This is a genomic window from Pseudomonas fluorescens, from assembly GCF_004683905.1.
Taxonomy (GTDB): Bacteria; Pseudomonadota; Gammaproteobacteria; order Pseudomonadales; family Pseudomonadaceae; genus Aquipseudomonas; species Aquipseudomonas putida_A.
In genome coordinates this window covers 1,732,479-1,749,073 of the sequence record NZ_CP038438.1, presented here as the reverse complement: position 1 = coordinate 1,749,073, position 16,595 = coordinate 1,732,479, and the positions used below count along the sequence as shown (strand labels likewise).

Below are 16,595 nucleotides of genomic sequence, written 5' to 3'. Positions count from 1 at the left end.
GGCCGGTTACCCGCCCGCCGCAGGCGCGAACAGGGTTTCGAGGTAAGCCTGGCTCTCGCCCATATTGATCTTGTCGTTCAGCCCCTGCCGCTGGTAGCGGGTCAGTTGCGGTTGCAGCGAGATCGCCAGATCGGTCTCGCGGTCGCCACCGGCGACGTAAGCGCCGACACTGATCAGATCGCGGCTCTGCTGATAGCGCGACCACAGCTGCTTGAAGTACTGCGCGCGCTGCATGTGCTCCGCCGAGACCACGGCCGGCATCACCCGGCTGATCGACGCTTCGATGTCGATGGCCGGGTAGTGCCCTTCCTCGGCCAGCCGCCGGGACAACACGATGTGGCCGTCGAGCACGCCCCGCGCCGAGTCGGCAATCGGATCCTGCTGGTCATCGCCTTCGGACAATACGGTGTAGAACGCGGTGATCGACCCCCCGCCCTTCTCCGCATTACCGGCGCGCTCCACCAGTTTCGGCAGTTTGGCAAATACCGAGGGCGGATAGCCCTTGGTCGCTGGCGGCTCACCGATGGCCAGGGCGATTTCCCGCTGGGCCTGGGCGAAACGGGTCAGCGAATCCATCAGCAACAGAACGTTTTTGCCCTTGTCGCGGAAATACTCGGCGATGCGCGTGCAGTACATCGCCGCGCGCAGACGCATCAGCGGCGCATCGTCCGCCGGCGAGGCGACGACCACCGAACGCTTGAGGCCTTCTTCACCGAGGATGTGCTCGATGAATTCCTTAACTTCTCGACCCCGCTCACCGATCAGACCGACGACGATAATGTCGGCCTCAGTGAAACGGGTCATCATGCCCAGCAGCACCGATTTACCGACACCGGTACCGGCGAACAGGCCCAGACGCTGACCACGCCCGACCGTCAGCAAACCGTTGATGCAACGGATGCCGACATCCAGCGGTTCGTGGATCGGGTCGCGGTTGAGCGGGTTGATTGTCGGGCCGTCCATCGGCACCCAGTCTTCAGCCTTCATCCCGCCCTTGCCGTCCAGCGCGCGTCCGGCGCCATCAAGCACGCGACCGAGCATGCTCATGCCCATCGGCAGGCGACCGGTTTCGGCCAGCGGCACCACACGGGCGCCCGGGGCAATGCCGGCGACGCTGCCGACCGGCATCAGAAAGACTTTGCTGCCGGAAAAACCCATGACTTCCGCTTCCACCTGGGACGGGTGATAGCTGTCGTCATTGATCACCAGGCAGCGCGTGCCCATGGCGGCGCGCAGGCCTTCGGCTTCGAGGGTGAGGCCGACCATGCGCAGCAGGCGGCCTTCGAGAATCGGCGCGCCGGCGATTTCAGTGGCGTCGGCATAGGTGCTGAGGCGCTTGGCGAAACTGGTGCGTTCAAGGCGCATCGGGGGTGTCCGCGAGCGGCTCTTCAGGCGCAGCCGTCAGTTGGCTTTCTTCAGGAATGTCCAGGCTCAGGTCCGGCGCGGCCGGGTGCAGAGCCTGTTCGTGCAACTGGTCGAACAGTTTGGCCATGACCTGGGTCACGCGGGTCTCGATGCTGGCGTCGATGCGGCTGTGCTCGGTTTCAACCCGGCAACCGCCCGGCAGCAGCGAGTCGTCTTCGACGATGCGCCAGGATTCCTCATGACGCTCGCGCAAGGCCTTGGCCTGCTCGAAGTCCTGCGGATTGACGTACAGACGCACGTTGTCCACGCCCAACGGCAGCAGCTTGAGCGCGTCGCGCATGACGTGTTCGATCTGGCTGGAATCGATGGCCAATTCGCGCTTGATCACCTGTCTGGTGATGTGTTGCACGAGGTCGACCAGCGACTTTTCGATCTGCGTGTCTTGCTCGGCAATCGGCTCGAACAGATGGGTCATCAGTTGCTCGAGGCTGGCCAGTTTCGCCGCCAGCGCCACTTCGGCTTCCTGACGCACCTTGAGCGTGGCGCTGTGAAAACCTTCCTTCTCGCCGATGCCAAAGCCCTCGTTGTAAGCCTCCTGACGGATGCTTTCGAGTTCTTCCAGGGTCAGTGGCTGGACTTCTTCCAGCGGCACTTCTTCCATTTCCGGCGGTTCGGGCTCCGGTTCCGGCTCGGGTTCCGGTTTTGGCGGATCGAAGCTGGGCAGCGCCCAGGATTCGAAACCACGGACATCGCGGGCGCGGATCAGATCCGTCACTGACTCGTCATGCTTGTCCATGGGCTTAGATCATTTCCTCGCCGCCCTTGCCACCGAGCACGATTTCGCCGGCTTCGGCCATGCGACGGGCAATGGTGAGGATTTCTTTCTGCGCGGTTTCCACGTCGCTGACGCGCACCGGGCCTTTGGCTTCGAGGTCGTCGCGCAACAGTTCGGCCGCACGCTTGGACATGTTCTTGAAGATCTTTTCTTTGACGCCTTCGTCCGAGCCCTTGAGGGCCAGCACCAGCACGTCGGAGGACACTTCGCGCAACAGCGCCTGGATGCCGCGGTCGTCGACGTCGGCGAGGTTGTTGAACACGAACATGAGGTCTTCGATCTGACCGGACAGGTCTTCGTCGACTTCGCGGATCGAGTCCATGAGCTGGCCTTCGATCGAGCTGTCGAGGAAGTTCATGATGTCCGCCGCACGCTTGATGCCACCCAGGGTGGTGCGCGAGGCATTCGAGTTGCCGGAGAACTGCTTCTCGAGAATCTGGTTCAGCTCTTTCAGCGCAGCCGGTTGCACGGTGTTCAACGACGAGACGCGCAGGATGATGTCCAGACGCACCTTGTGGTCGAAGTTGCCCAGTACTTCACCGGCCTGATCCGGGTCGAGGTACGCCACCACGATCGCCTGGATCTGCGGGTGTTCGTAACGGATCACGTCGGCAACAGCGCGCGGCTCCATCCATTTCAGGCTGTCGAGGCCGCTGGTGTTGCCACCGAGCAGGATGCGGTCGATCAGGCCGTTGGCCTTGTCTTCACCCAGCGCCTGGGTGAGCATTTTGCGCACGTAGTCGTCGGAGCCGACGCCGAGGCTGGTCTGGTCGCCGACGATATCGACGAACTCGCTCATGACCTGCTCGACCTGCTCGCGATGGACGTTGCCCATCTGGGCCATGGCCACACCGACCCGCTGAACCTCTTTCGGGCCCATGTGGCGCAGCACTTGCGCGGCATCGGTCGAACCCAGGGACAGCAGCAGAATCGCGGCTTTGTCGACCTTGTTCAGTTTGACGGTTGCGGCTCGGTTATCACTCATCTGCGTTAATCCACTCTTTCACGACCTGAGCCACGCGACCCGGATCCTCGGCCACCAAGCTCTTGATTGCATTCAGTTGTGCGTCGTAACCCTCACTCGGGCTCGGCAACAGAATGCTCTGCGGACCACCGAGGCTCACGCGGTCGTTGGCCAGGTCGCCGTCCAGGCCGCCCATGCCACCGAGTTCCACGTCGCTGCCCAGACCGGCCAGCTCCTTGCCTTTGCCGCCGCCGGTGATGTTGTTCAACACCGGACGCAGCACACCAAACACCAGCACCAGGATGAACAACACACCCAGCACTTGTTTGACGATGTCCCAGAACCATGGCTGGGAGTAGAACGGAATATCGGCAACCACTTCACCGCGTTCGGCGGAGAACGGCATGTTGATCACGCTGACGCTGTCGCCACGGCTGGCGTCGAAACCGACCGCGTCCTGCACCAGACGGGTGAAGCGCGCCAGTTCATCGGCGCTCCACGGTGCGCGGGTGGTTTCACCGTTGGCCGCATTGACCTTGACCTGATCGTCGACCACCACCGACACCGACAGACGATTCAGGCGACCCTGCTGCTGTTTGGTGTGGCTGATGGAACGGTCGAGCTCGAAGTTCTTGGTGGATTGTTGACGCTTGTCCGCCGGGTAAGGCGCGAGCATCGGCTGGCCAGTGGCCGGGTCCATGATCTGCTGACCGTTGGCATCGACCAGTGGCTGACCGGGTTGAATCATACCGGTAGAGCCTTGCGCACCACCGGTGGTTTGCGGGGCCGACGCCGGCGCCGGCGGCTGGTTGCTCAGGGCACCCGGCACGCCTTGCGGGCCATTGCTGGCGGTGCGTTGTTCGTTGACCGACTGCTCGCTGCGCAACGCCGGCTGGTCCGGGTTGAACTGCTCGGCAGTCGATTCGACGGCACTGAAATCGATGTCGGCCGAGACTTCAGCCTTGTAGCGATCGTTGCCCAGTACCGGCTGCAGAATGTTGTGCACGCGCTGGGTGAGCATGCTTTCCATGCGGCGGCTGTAATCGAACTGCTTGCCGGCCATGGTCATTTCGGAGTTTTCCGCCTGATCGGAGAGCAGGTTGCCCTTCTGATCGACGACGGTGATCTGCGATTTGCTCAATTCAGGCACGGAGGTCGCCACCAGGTTGATGATCGCCACCACCTGACCCGGCTCCAGCGAACGCCCGGAGTACAACTCGACCAGAACCGAAGCGCTTGGCTTGCGCTCATCACGCACGAACACCGAGCTCTTCGGAATCGCCAGGTGCACGCGAGCGCCCTTGACGTTGTTCAGGCTGGAGATGGTGCGCGCCAGTTCGCCTTCGAGACCGCGACGGTAACGCGTCGCTTCCATGAACTGGCTGGTGCCCAGACCCTGTTCCTTGTCGAGGATTTCGAAACCGATGTTGCCGTCGCTGGGAGTGACACCAGCGGCCGCGAGTTTCATCCGCGCACGGGACAGGTCGTCAGCCTTGACCAGCAAGGCGCCGGAGTTCGGCTCGACGGTGTAAGGGATGTCGGCGGAGGCCAGGGTGTCCATGACCTGCTTGGCGTCCATGCCGGCAAGGCTGCCGTACAACGGACGGTAATCCGGCTGCTGCGACCACAGCACCACGGCAAAGCCAATCGCCACGCTCGCAGCCAGGCCGACCAACAGGCCCACCTGACGCAGCATGGTCATCTCGGAGAGGTTTTCCAGGAAGGACAGGCCGAACAGCGGCGGTTTGCCGTCTATCGGGGTGGCCTTGGCCGGAACGTTATCGGCGACTGCTTCTGCCATGACTCAATCTCGTCCTTAAACCGGCATCTGCATGATGTCTTGATAAGCCTGAACCAGTTTGTTGCGCACCTGGGTCAGAGCCTGGAACGACACGCTGGCTTTCTGCGAGGCGATCATCACGTCCGTCAGATCGACGCCGCTCTTGCCGATTTCAAATGCGTTGGCCAACTGAGTCGACGCCTGCTGGGTATCGCTGACTTTGTTGATGGCCTGACCGAGCATGTCGGAAAAGCTGCTGCCTGCCAGTTCAGGGACGGCGGCAGTCGATTTCGGCGTGGCCATGGCGTCCATTTTCATGGCCTTCATGTCCATCATCAACCGATTGAATTCAATACCTTGGCTCATGGTCTACTCTCTTGGGCGGCCCGCAATTTTTTGACACTCACTCGGCGGGTACACAGGTGTTAGCAACAAGGGTGCCAGCTCGGCGGACTTATTCTATAAAAGCCCATCAAGGCACCGTGAAATCACTGTGGGAGCGAGCTTGCTCGCGAAGAGGGAGAATCAGTCGACATTTTCGCAACTGCCCCACCGCCTTCGCGAGCAAGCTCGCTCCCACAATTGACTGCGACAACTTTCAGGTAGCGAACAGATAACCTTCGACGTCCATCCCGGCATCACGCATCTGCGCCAGTTTGTAACGCAGGGTACGCGGGCTGATACCGAGCTTTTCCGCAGCCTCCTTGCGCCGGCCACGCTCGGTGCGCAGGGTGTCGATGATCATCTGAAACTCCCGGCGCCGCAGGTCATCGCCCAGCGCCCCGGCGGATTCAGCCTCGACTTCGATTTCGCGCACCAGCGGTTGCACCAGCGCCGCGGTGTAGGTCACTGCGCCGGTCAGGCAGAAATCCTGCGGCTGGATCAAACCGCCCTGCTGCAGAATCAGCGCGCGTTGAATCGCGTTATCCAGCTCACGCACGTTGCCCGGCCACGGGTAGTGGGTCAGGCAAGCCTGGGCTTCTGGCGAAAGTTTCGCCGCCGCATGCTTCATTTTATTGACGTGTTTGTTCAGCAACCGCTCGGCCAGCGGCAGGATATCGGCAGTGCGCTCGCGAAGTGGACGCCAGGCCAGGGGAAAAACCGACAAGCGGTAGAACAAGTCTTCACGAAAACGCCCCGCCGCCACTTCGCCAGCCAGATCACGGTTGGTGGTCGCCACCACGCGGATGTCCAGGGTGATCGGTTTGCGCGCGCCGACGCGCTCGACCTCGCGCTCCTGCAACACCCGCAGCAACTTGGCTTGCAGGCCCAGGGGCATCTCGGAAATCTCGTCGAGCAGAATGGTGCCGCCATCGGCTTGTTCGAACTTGCCGGCCTGGGCCGCGATGGCGCCGGTGAACGAGCCCTTCTCGTGACCGAACAGCGTGGCCTCGAGCATGTTGTCGGGAATCGCCGCGCAGTTGATCGCGATGAACGGCTGATTGGCACGATGGGAATGCTGGTGAATGTAACGCGCCAACACTTCCTTGCCGGTGCCGGACTCGCCGGAGATCAGCACCGTGGAATCACTGCGTGCCACCCGCGCCGCCAGCTCGAGCAACTGCGCACTGGCCGGCTCGACCGCCACCGGACCTTCGCAATCTGTGGTGCTGATGCTGCCCAAGGCATGCCGCGACACCAGGTCCAGCAGAGCCTTGGGCTCGAACGGCTTGACCAGGTAATCCGCCGCGCCCTGACGCATCGCATCGACCGCACGCTCGACCGCGCCGTGCGCAGTCATCAGCAACACCGGCAATTGCGGCTGCCGGGCACGCAGCAAACCGAGCAGTTGATGGCCATCCATGCCGGGCATGTTGACGTCGCTGACCACCAGACTGAACGCTTCGCGCTCGACCGCCTGCAACGCCTCTTCGGCGCTGCCGACTGCATGGTAGTCGTGGCCCGCCAGCAACAGCGTATCGGCCAGCGCTTCGCGCAACGAGCGGTCATCCTCGACCAGCAAAACCTTGATGCCCATGACGTTTACTCAGCTCCGTGTACAGCGGAAAACAGCGGCAGGATCACCTGCGCGCACGTGCCGCGCCCGACTCGCGAGCGCAGCTGCAATTCTCCCTGATGTGCCCGCGCCACAGCCTTGACCACGGTCAGGCCAAGCCCGGTGCCGGTGACTTTGGTGGTGAAAAACGGTTCGCCGAGACGCTCGAGCACCAGCGGCTCGATGCCGCTGCCGCTGTCGCTGACGCACAGGCGGAGGCTGTTGTCGCGGGTGTAGCAATGCACCTTCAGGCGCACGTTGCCATCGCTGGCCTGAATCGCGTTTTCGATCAGATTGAGAATCGCCCCGACCAGGGTGTCGCGGTTGCACAGCAATTCGCCGGCATGGCTGTCGCACTGCCAGCGGATTGGCAGATCCTGCACATGGGTCAGCGCCGCCGCTTGCAGCGCCTGCATCAGAGTATTCGGGGTGATGCGGTCGGTCAGCGGCAACTCGCCACGGGCGAACACCAGCATGTCGCGCACCTGATGCTCCAGCTCATGCAGGCGCTCTTTGAGGCGGCCAGCGAAACGCTGCTGGGTGGCGACGGGCAATTCCTGCTCAGTCAAATGACTGGCGTAGAGCAACGCAGCGGACAACGGCGTGCGGATCTGATGGGCTAGCGAGGCGACCATCCGTCCGAGCGACGACAGACGCTCGTGGCGCGCCAGTTGATCTTGAAGGTGGCGGGTTTCTGTCAGGTCGTTGAGCAGCACCAACTGCCCCGGCTCGGCATCCAGCGAGCGGGTGGCAATCGACAGGCGCCGACCGTTTTTCAGAGAGATTTCATGACCGTCGTCTTCACGCGGGGCGAAGCAACGGGCGATGACGTGGCGCCACAACTCGCCTTCCAGCGGCAGCCCCAACAAATCGATCGCCGCCGGGTTGGCTTCGCGCACCATGCCGTGGCCGTCGATCACGATGACGCCACCGGGCAACAGATCGAGGAGGTTTTGCAGACGGTTGGCCAAGCGTTCTTTTTCGGCCAGCTCCTGCATGCGCTGGGCACTGACCACCGCCAGCTCGCCCTTGAGCTCGGTAACCCGGGCTTCAAGCATGCTGTAGGAATCGGTCAGTTGACTGGACATCTGATTGAACAACGCGAACGCGTGCTCAAGACCCTGACGGCTCGCCTGCTCTACGGACGACGGTTGCCCCTCGGCATGGGAGGCAGATGACATCTGGGCGTGGGGCATTGTGTTCTCTCGCTTGGCTGACCGTCAGTTAAACGGAACGTTGCGAGGGATGTAGCAATACCCGTGCCTAAAAAAAACTGCTTATAAATGAAGGCGTTGAAAAACAGGCGTCAATCATCCGCCTGTTCGTCTCCTTCGCGCCGGCTCATGCCGTACTTGCGCATCTTCTCCACCAGCGTGGTGCGACGAATGCGCAGGCGTTCGGCGGCACGCGCGACGATGCCATTGGCGTCGTCCAGCGCCTGCTGGATCAGGCCCTGTTCCAGACCACCGAGGTAGTCCTTGAGGTCCAGGCCTTCCGGCGGCAGCATCGCGTTGGCGGTGAAGTCCGGCGTATGACCGTTGATCGCCACGCGCTCTTCGAGATCGCTGCGCAGGCTGTCGACCATCTGCTCGTCTTCGTCGTCGACGTAGCGGAATTTCTTCGGCAACTCGACCACGCCGATCACCCCGTACGGATGCATGATCGCCATGCGCTCGACCAGGTTCGCCAGCTCACGGACGTTGCCCGGCCAGCCGTGACGGCACAGCGACATGATCGCCGCCGAGTTGAAACGGATCGAACCGCGCTTTTCGTGTTCCATGCGCGAGATCAGTTCGTTCATCAACAGCGGGATGTCTTCGACGCGCTCACGCAGCGGCGCCATCTCGATCGGGAACACGTTCAGGCGATAGTAAAGGTCTTCGCGGAAGGTGCCGATCTCGATCATGCTTTCGAGATTCTTGTGGGTCGCGGCAATGATGCGCACGTCGACGCTCTGGGTCTTGTTGCTGCCCACGCGCTCGAAGGTGCGCTCCTGCAGCACGCGCAGCAGCTTGACCTGCATCGGCAGCGGCATATCGCCGATTTCGTCGAGGAACAGCGTACCGCCGTTGGCCAGTTCGAAACGCCCGGCACGGCTGGTGATCGCACCGGTGAAGGCGCCCTTCTCGTGGCCAAACAGTTCGCTTTCCAGCAGCTCTGCCGGGATCGCCCCGCAGTTGACCGGCACGAAAGGCGCGTCGCGACGCTTGGAGTGGTAATGCAGGTTGCGCGCAACCACTTCCTTGCCGGTGCCGGACTCGCCGAGGATCAGCACGCTGGCGTCGGTATCGGCCACTTGCTGCATCATCTGCCGGACGTGCTGAATCGCCCGGCTGGTGCCGACAAGGCTGCGGAACAGGTTGGGCTCGCGATGACGACCGCGCTCGCGGGCCTGGTCGTACATCTCGCGATAGACCTGGGCACGGTGCAGGGAGTCGAGCAGTTTGCTGTAGCTGGGCGGCATTTCCAGGGTCGAAAGCACCCGGCGGCGCTGGTCTTCCGGCAGGTCGACGGAAGAATTATCGCCCATCAGCAAAACCGGAAGGAACTCATCCCACGTCGAGAGTGTCTTTAACAAGCCCAAAAGTGCACCCGGAGCATTTACCGTCCCGATCAGTACACAGATGACTTCACGACTCGATGACAAAGAGCCGACAGCCTGCTGCCAGTCATGGCTGCCGCAGGGTAAATTTTCTTCGCCGAGAAAATTTAAAATCACCGCCAGGTCGCGGCGGCGGACGCTATCGTCATCGATCAGCAGAATTTTGGTTTCACGCCACATGCAATAGCAACTTCCCTAGTCAACTCAATGCCCGAAAAATGGGGCAAGCGAGACGCTTGCAGGACACCTTGTGCCTGTAGACGCCTGAAATCTGAAAACAGCCACTAGTTAAGTCAAAAAACCGTGCACAGTCAAATTTATGGCGCACATGTCTGGATTAACTGGGGGTTAATTAACCAAACAGATGGTAAACCTTTGCCGCCTTTTGCGCTTGGGTGATCTGCGACATCTCGTTGGCTATCGCCTGGCGCTCACCCATGGCCGCCTCAAGTAGCTCCTTGTAGACATGGAGCAATTCCTCAAGGTTACTGCGCAAGGCCTCCTCATCCAGCGAGGCCTCGGCCATGACGTCTTCCATGCAGGAACGGCAAGCCAGATCCAGCTCGCCAATGGCTTCCCAGTTGCGTTCGGCCAGCGCACTGACCAGCGCTTCACGGGTATCGGCGATTCGCTGCAATACAAGACTCATGGTGCTCTCCTTTAAAACTGCGGAGCAGGCTCGGGGGCGATGGCATCCCAGCCTTCTTTTACCGTGCTCAGCAAGCCGGCGACCTCATCGAGAATGCGCGGATCGCTGTTGATGTTGGCCTCGGCGAGACGCTTCATCATGTAGATGTACAGCCCGTCCAGATCGGCCAGTTCATCGGCACACTTTTCCAGATCCAGACCTTCGCGCAGCCCGCTGACAATGCCAATGGCCTTGCTGATCGAGGTGCACTTGCCAGGAATATCCTTGCGCTCGATGGCACCCTTGGCCTGAGCGATGCGGGCCAACCCGCCTTCCATCAGCATTTGCACCAGACGGTGCGGGCTCGCCTCGGAGGTCTGGGCGTGCGCGCCGACTTTCTGATATTGCCGAAGGGCTAACATTGGGTTCATGTTCTACCTCATTGCCACAATGACTCGTATAACCAGTGTATCGCCAACGAATCACAGAACTTTAGATCAAAAGACAAAAACCCGGCGCACGCCGATAAAGCGTAGCCGGGTTTTTGTCGTTCTAGCAGGTTACTTCGCGGACTGCTGAGCGTTCAGCGAGCTGAAGAACGACGTGATATTGCTCGCCGTCGCCTTCATCTGCCCTACCAGCAAGTCCATGGCGTTGTACTTGGCCGTCAACGTCTTGGTCAGGTTGGCAACACGCAGATCCAGCGCCAGTTGCTGACTGGTCAGGTTCCGGGTGTTGTTGTTCAGGATGGACATGCGCTGATCAAGCAGGCCTACGGCAGTAGGGGCGCTACCGGCAGGCGCCTTCAGATACGGATCCACTGCCTTGTTCATGCGCGCCAGCAGACCGTTGGTGTCGTCGGTCCCGGTGAACATCTGCTGCACCTGGCCAGCCTTGCCGGGCTGAGCCATGGTTTTGGTGAACGCAGCAGTATCAAACGTCAGGTTGCCGGTGTTGCGGTCGGTCATCACACCGATCTCTGACAGATAGGACAAAGAACCCTTTGCACCAGCACCAGGAGCAGTCAACTGGCCACGGATGTCGGCGATCAGCGAACGCGGCAACGAGTCACCGGTAAACGCCGCCTGCACCGTCAGTTTGCCGTCTTCATCAGGCGTAGCCTTGGAAAGCGTGTCGATGGTGGTCTTCAGGGTGTTGTAGGCGTCAACAAACGCCTGAACCGACGCCTGCAGCCCCTTGGTGTTGGTATCGACGCTGACAACGGTCGGCGTGGCAACGCCACCAACTTCAGGACTGACAGTGGTCAGATTCAGGGTCAGGCCGCTGATTGCACCACTGACCGTATTGCTCTTGCTGGAAACCTGAAGACCGTCAATGGTCACCTTGGCGTCTTGTGCAGGGCCATTGACGTTGCCAGAGGCGCCTGCCGCCGGATTGGTACCCATCGGCTGAGTACCGTCGATCTCCAGACCGGCAATCCCGCTGACAGAGAGGTCGGTACCGGCGCCCGTCTTGTTCGAGCTGATCACCAGGCGCGAAGCACCACTGCTGTCGGTCACGATGTTGGCAGAAATACCATTTGAGCCCTGAGCCGTGTTGATTGCGTCACGGGTGCTCTGCAAGGTCGCATTGGCCGGGATCGTGACATTGTAATCAGTGCCATTCTGACTGATTTTCAGGGTACCACTCGGAATGGCACTGGCAGCACCGCCGGCGAAAGAAGCGCTGGCGACTTTCGAGCCAGTGGCCAATTGGTTGACAACAACGTTGTAAGTCCCCGACACCGCGGTGTTATCGGAGGTGGCGCCGAGAATCGCTGTGTTGCTCGAGGTCGCCGTGAAGCCGGCAAACGCCGGGTTGGTCTTGCTGCCCAGGTTGGTCATCGCCGTCTGGTACGCGGTCAGCGCACTCTTCAACGTGCCGACACCGGAAATCTTCAGGGTATTGGTTTTGGTCGCGGAATCGATCTGCGTCTGCTTCGGCGACTTGTCGGCGTTGACCAGCGCGGTCACGATCGCGCCGATGTCCAGGCCGGAACCCAGTCCGGAACCCGGTAGAATTGGACTTGCCATGTGCATCTCCCTTCAGATTGTTGCCAGACTTTTGACCCATCCAGGCGTCATTCAAGAAAGACAAACACTATTCATGCCAGCTATCAGACTTTGGCGTCGAACAACACATGGCTTGCGTTGGCGAGGCTGTCTGCGAGCTTGAGTGCTTCTGCGGAGGGGATCTGGCGTACCACCTCACCCGTCTCGCTTGCGATCACCTTGACGATGACCTTGCCAGAGTGCTCGTCGATCGAGAACTCCAGGTTACGCTTGATCGATTGAACGAACTTCTCGATCTCTTGCACGGCCAGTTTCAACTTGGCGTCATCCGTTTGCTGACTTTTCCTGTCAGCGACCGGAGCGTCGGCCGGTGCAACTTTTGGCGTCTCCGACGGCTTATCAGCAACAGGCGTCGCTGGCTTGGGAGCCGGATAAGACACGTTAAGCTTTACGCTCATGTCCATGCTCATCACCTCCTAACGTAAAAAAGCGAGAGAGCGCGACCAGCGCACCCTCCCGCCCAAACTCATTCCGAAATTACTGAAGCAGCTTCAGTACAGCGGAAGGCAGTTGGTTGGCTTGAGCCAGAACAGAGGTCGAAGCCTGTTGCAGGGTTTGCTGCTTGGTCAGGTTAGCAGTCTCTGCGGCGAAGTCGGTATCTTGTACGCGACCTTGTGCAGCAGTGGTGTTCTCGGTGATGTTCTGCAAGTTCTGGATGGTGCTGGTCAGACGGTTTTGCGAAGCACCCAGGCTGGCACGAGTTGCACCGATTGCAGCGATAGCGGCGTCGATTGCGGTGATCGCGTTGTCGATGTTCTGCGAAGCGCCAGTTACGGTAGCACCGGTCAGGGACAGAGTACCGCTACCAACCGACAGGCTGACGGCGTCGAACTTGGAGCTCAGTACCAGGTCGATGTGGTTAGCCGAACCAGTGTTTGCGCCAACTTGCAGGGTCACAGTACCAGCCGAACCGTCCAGCAGGTTTTTGCCGTTCAGGTTGGTCGAAGCCGAGATACGGGTGATTTCGTCAGACATCTGAGCGAATTCAGCGTTGGTAGCGGTCTGGTCAGCAGTGCCGTTGGTGCCGTTACGTGCTTTAACAGCCAGTTCACGCATACGCTGCAGAATGTCGGTAGTCGCTTGCAGAGCGCCTTCAGCGGTCTGAGCAACGGAGATACCGTCGTTGGCGTTCTGGATGGCTTGGGTGTTACCACGGATCTGCGAAGACATACGGTTCGAGATCTGCAGGCCAGCAGCGTCGTCTTTAGCGCTGTTGATTTTCAGGCCGGAAGACAGGCGCTGCATCGAAGTCGACAGAGCGTCGGAAGCGCGGTTCAGGTTCTTTTGAACGTTCAGCGACGTGGTGTTGGTGTTTACTGTTAAAGCCATGACGAATTCCTCGTTGGTTGGGTACTGCGGCTTCCGGCCCTGGCAACCGCCTGGAATGGCCTAGAGAACCTTCGTAATAGTTATCGTCGGGTTGGCAAGTTGCTTGAGGGCTTTTTGAAAAAAATTTGCCATCACCCTGCCACCCCCGAGAAAACAAGGGCTTAGCGCCCTCCCACCTGCGAAAAAATGACGCCATAAAACCGACCCGCACGCAAAGCCGCGGGCCAGCGCGGTCGGTCAGTTTGCCGATCGTGCTTTTTGCAACACTTCGATCAACTCGTACTCCATCCAGTCAGCCAACCCCAGCCAGTCCTGACGCTCCTGACAATCGAGCATGTGCGTGAGCACAAAGGACCAGTCCTGCTGAATCGGCGCAGGCGCAGTTATCAGCAACTGCTGCGCGCCCTCGAACACATCGACCATATCCAGCGCCGCCTCGACATCACGTCCTAGACGAAACAGCCCGGCGCAGTGGCGGCACTCGTCGACGCACTGCTCAATCGTTGTCATTGCACAAACTCCTGATTGAACTGCGTCCCGGCGATCAGTGCGCCCGCGCGACTGCTGTTGAAAAACTGCACCTGCGGATGCGCGGCGATATAGCGCTCCAGCACACACAGATAGCCGCGAAAGTTCAGTTGGGTGCTGACCCGCTGGCCATGGCCGTCCTGCACCCAATGCCGCGCCTGATCGACCCCTGGCCCCAGATCACCGTCATTCCAGCCAGCATGGGTCTTGTTCATCGGGAAGGCGAAGTCAGCGCCAAACAGGGTAATGCGCGACGCGCCCATCTTCACCGCCAGATCCACCGCCGGATGAATCACGCTGCCACCGACATGCAGTTGTCCGCGCGGATATTGCTCACGCAACGCGGCGTACACCGGGCTGGCCGAGTAACCGCCATAGCGCTTGCCTTTCCAGGCGGTCAGCACCGCAGGATCGCTCATAGGCAGATACACCAGCGGGATGCCGGCGGAGTCCTCGAACGGCAAATGCCGGAAGCTGATGCGCTGATCGATGGTGACCACCAGATCCGGGACGATGCCGTGTTCGCGCAGTGGCCGGTAAGCGGTATCGACGCACATCAACAATGGACGTTCAGCCTGCGCATGCACCGCCGCCAGACGCTGGAAATGCCCTTCCAGGGTCGGCCCGGTGCCGATCACATAGATTTCCCGGCCACTGGCCGTGCCGAACAACTGCGCCACATCATCATCGCCCAGCAACACCGGCAAACAGTCCTGCAGACGCTGCTGAATGAACGGCAAGTTTGGATCGAACTCGCGATTGTTGAAATTCAGGTGCACTTCGCTGACCAGCCGATCGCGGATCTTCGCGTTGAAATCATCAGCCAGCAGCATCTCGGCCGGCAGGGCGAAAAACGGTGTGCAGATGTCTGACAGATCACCGGCATAGAACAGCTGCACACGCGGATCTTCCAGCCACGGGCGCTGATCGAGCAGTTGCAGCACCAGCGCGAACACCGCGCCATTGAGGATATGCACGTACAACCGCTCAAGGCCAGCGCGCTCCAGCAGCACCGTTGGCAAATCGCCGAGGCCAGTGCCGTAGACATGCAACTGCGATTTTTCCGCCAGGCTGGCAGCCTGGATGCGGGCTTCGTGGACGCGGTCGTGGCGACTGGTCAGTTGAATGCCATTGACACTGAGCGTCGAGCCCAAGCCCTGCACCAGTTCGGCTTGAACGACTGAGGTGTCTTCCGCCATCAGCCGCTCGAACAACGCCGGCCAGCGTTGCTGGATGACCTGGGCGTTGGGTTGGAAAAACTCGCTCATGCCGCCTAGCGCTCCATTCAGGCAAAAAAATAGCGCTCAAGGGTAACCTTGAACGCTATTTTTGTATCCGCCGTTTTTGACCGACTCAAGGACGATAGATGATCGCCGAGCCCCACGACAGACCGACACCGAAACCGCTCAGGGCAATGCGCTGCCAGTCGGAATCGAGTACGTGTTTTTCCAGCAGCAGCGGAATGCTCGACGACACGGTGTTGCCGGTCTCGACCATGTCCTTGATGAACTTCTCCGGCTCGCCTTCGAAACGTCGGGCCACGGCATCGACAATCGCCGCACTGCCCTGGTGAATGCAGAAGGCGTCGATGTCGTCAGCCTTGAGGCCGGAGTCGTCGAGCAATTCGTGCAAGTGCGCCGGGACTTTGAGCAGCGCGAAGTTGAACACCTGACGGCCGTTCATGAAGAACACGCCATCGGTGACTTTCAGGTGCGGTGCGCCGGAACCGTCGGTGCCGAACTTGGCCTTGCCCAGCGCCCAGGAAGGATCTTCGCCCATCCAGGTCGCCGTGGCGGCATCGCCGAACAGCATGGTGGTGTTACGGTCTTCGGGGTCGACGATTTTCGAATACGGGTCAGCGGTGATCAGCAGGCCGTTCTTCAGACCGGCGGCTTCCATGAAGCCCTTGATCGCGTAGATGCCGTAGACGTAACCGGAGCAGCCCAGGGAAATATCGAATGCCGCGACATTAGTCGGCAGACCGAGTTTGTCCTGGACGATGGCAGCGGTGTGCGGCAGACCTTCTTCGTCACCGTTCTGGGTGACGACGATCAGCGCGTCGATCGATTCACGCTTCAGTTCAGGGTTGCTGGCAAACAGCGCATTGGCCGCTTCCACGCACAGATCGGAGGTTTCCTGTTCAGCGTCTTTGCGCGGCAGGAAGGCCGAACCGATTTTGCCGAGGATGAATTCTTCATCCTTCTCGAATTTTGCACCTTGTGCGTAATTGTCCACGCCGGCTACAGGAACGTAGCTCGCAATGCTTTTTATGCCAATCATTACGGCTTCCCAATAAAAAACAGCCCAAAACCACCGCTCGCAAGGATTCGAGGGGCGCCGACAAACAGAAAACGGCCGCCACAACGGGCAGCCACGGGGAGCGCAAAGGGCTATCACTGGAACCGATTACACGGCCAGGCGCCATCTCCCCGGTCAATACAATACAGTGAAGATGCGCGTTATGACTCGCAGGTCACGCTATTTTGCCGAATCGGT

At 60.3% G+C, this 16,595-nt stretch carries 16 protein-coding genes; all 16 read right to left on the bottom strand.

The window, feature by feature from the left end; all coding sequences use genetic code 11:
- Positions 1-6: 6 nt before the first annotated feature.
- The gene (gene fliI, locus E4T63_RS07925) at positions 7-1,365 is read right to left on the bottom strand and encodes a flagellar protein export ATPase FliI (RefSeq protein ID WP_007966241.1); all 1,359 of its coding nucleotides are present in this window, start codon (positions 1,363-1,365) and stop codon (positions 7-9) included.
- Positions 1,355-2,161, bottom strand: a complete 807-nt coding sequence (gene fliH / locus E4T63_RS07920; RefSeq protein ID WP_134785747.1) for a flagellar assembly protein FliH — start codon at positions 2,159-2,161, stop codon at positions 1,355-1,357. Before fliH ends, fliI begins: the two co-directional genes overlap by 11 nt.
- 4 nt (positions 2,162-2,165) lie before the next feature.
- Positions 2,166-3,185 carry a flagellar motor switch protein FliG gene (gene fliG / locus E4T63_RS07915; protein WP_007920042.1) on the bottom strand — a complete coding sequence of 340 codons (1,020 nt, stop codon included), beginning with the start codon at positions 3,183-3,185 and terminating at the stop codon, positions 2,166-2,168.
- The gene (gene fliF / locus E4T63_RS07910) at positions 3,178-4,965 is read right to left on the bottom strand and encodes a flagellar basal-body MS-ring/collar protein FliF (protein WP_027614236.1); all 1,788 of its coding nucleotides are present in this window, start codon (positions 4,963-4,965) and stop codon (positions 3,178-3,180) included. The genes fliG and fliF overlap by 8 nt, the downstream gene beginning before the upstream one ends.
- 15 nt (positions 4,966-4,980) lie before the next feature.
- Complete coding sequence (gene fliE / locus E4T63_RS07905; protein ID WP_003222869.1) at positions 4,981-5,310, bottom strand: flagellar hook-basal body complex protein FliE; 330 nt, start codon at positions 5,308-5,310, stop codon at positions 4,981-4,983.
- Between the two features lie 232 nt (positions 5,311-5,542).
- Positions 5,543-6,922, bottom strand: coding sequence for a sigma-54-dependent transcriptional regulator (locus tag E4T63_RS07900; RefSeq protein WP_135295219.1), 1,380 nt, complete (start codon positions 6,920-6,922; stop codon positions 5,543-5,545).
- Positions 6,923-6,927: 5 nt separating this feature from the next.
- The gene (locus tag E4T63_RS07895; RefSeq protein WP_167797091.1) at positions 6,928-8,121 is read right to left on the bottom strand and encodes a sensor histidine kinase; all 1,194 of its coding nucleotides are present in this window, start codon (positions 8,119-8,121) and stop codon (positions 6,928-6,930) included.
- Between the two features lie 125 nt (positions 8,122-8,246).
- Positions 8,247-9,722 carry a sigma-54 dependent transcriptional regulator gene (locus tag E4T63_RS07890; RefSeq protein ID WP_003222863.1) on the bottom strand — a complete coding sequence of 492 codons (1,476 nt, stop codon included), beginning with the start codon at positions 9,720-9,722 and terminating at the stop codon, positions 8,247-8,249.
- Between the two features lie 172 nt (positions 9,723-9,894).
- A complete protein-coding gene (gene fliT, locus E4T63_RS07885) occupies positions 9,895-10,191 on the bottom strand; it encodes a flagellar protein FliT (protein ID WP_007966233.1) in 297 nt (98 codons plus the stop codon).
- Between the two features lie 11 nt (positions 10,192-10,202).
- Positions 10,203-10,601, bottom strand: a complete 399-nt coding sequence (gene fliS, locus E4T63_RS07880; RefSeq protein WP_027614233.1) for a flagellar export chaperone FliS — start codon at positions 10,599-10,601, stop codon at positions 10,203-10,205.
- Positions 10,602-10,730: 129 nt separating this feature from the next.
- Positions 10,731-12,203: a flagellar filament capping protein FliD gene (gene fliD, locus E4T63_RS07875; protein WP_135295218.1), complete on the bottom strand. Its 1,473-nt coding sequence runs from the start codon at positions 12,201-12,203 to the stop codon at positions 10,731-10,733.
- Between the two features lie 83 nt (positions 12,204-12,286).
- On the bottom strand, positions 12,287-12,646 hold the full coding sequence (locus tag E4T63_RS07870) for a flagellar protein FlaG (RefSeq protein WP_027614231.1): 360 nt from the start codon (positions 12,644-12,646) through the stop codon (positions 12,287-12,289).
- Between the two features lie 73 nt (positions 12,647-12,719).
- Positions 12,720-13,571, bottom strand: a complete 852-nt coding sequence (locus tag E4T63_RS07865; RefSeq protein WP_007920059.1) for a flagellin domain-containing protein — start codon at positions 13,569-13,571, stop codon at positions 12,720-12,722.
- 237 nt (positions 13,572-13,808) lie between these two features.
- Entirely contained in the window at positions 13,809-14,081 is a 273-nt protein-coding gene (locus E4T63_RS07860) for a hypothetical protein (RefSeq protein ID WP_098967834.1), read from the bottom strand.
- Positions 14,078-15,367, bottom strand: coding sequence for a motility associated factor glycosyltransferase family protein (locus E4T63_RS07855; RefSeq protein WP_135295217.1), 1,290 nt, complete (start codon positions 15,365-15,367; stop codon positions 14,078-14,080). The genes E4T63_RS07860 and E4T63_RS07855 overlap by 4 nt, the downstream gene beginning before the upstream one ends.
- Positions 15,368-15,452: 85 nt before the next feature.
- Positions 15,453-16,379: a ketoacyl-ACP synthase III gene (locus E4T63_RS07850; protein WP_096796272.1), complete on the bottom strand. Its 927-nt coding sequence runs from the start codon at positions 16,377-16,379 to the stop codon at positions 15,453-15,455.
- Positions 16,380-16,595 lie beyond the last annotated feature (216 nt).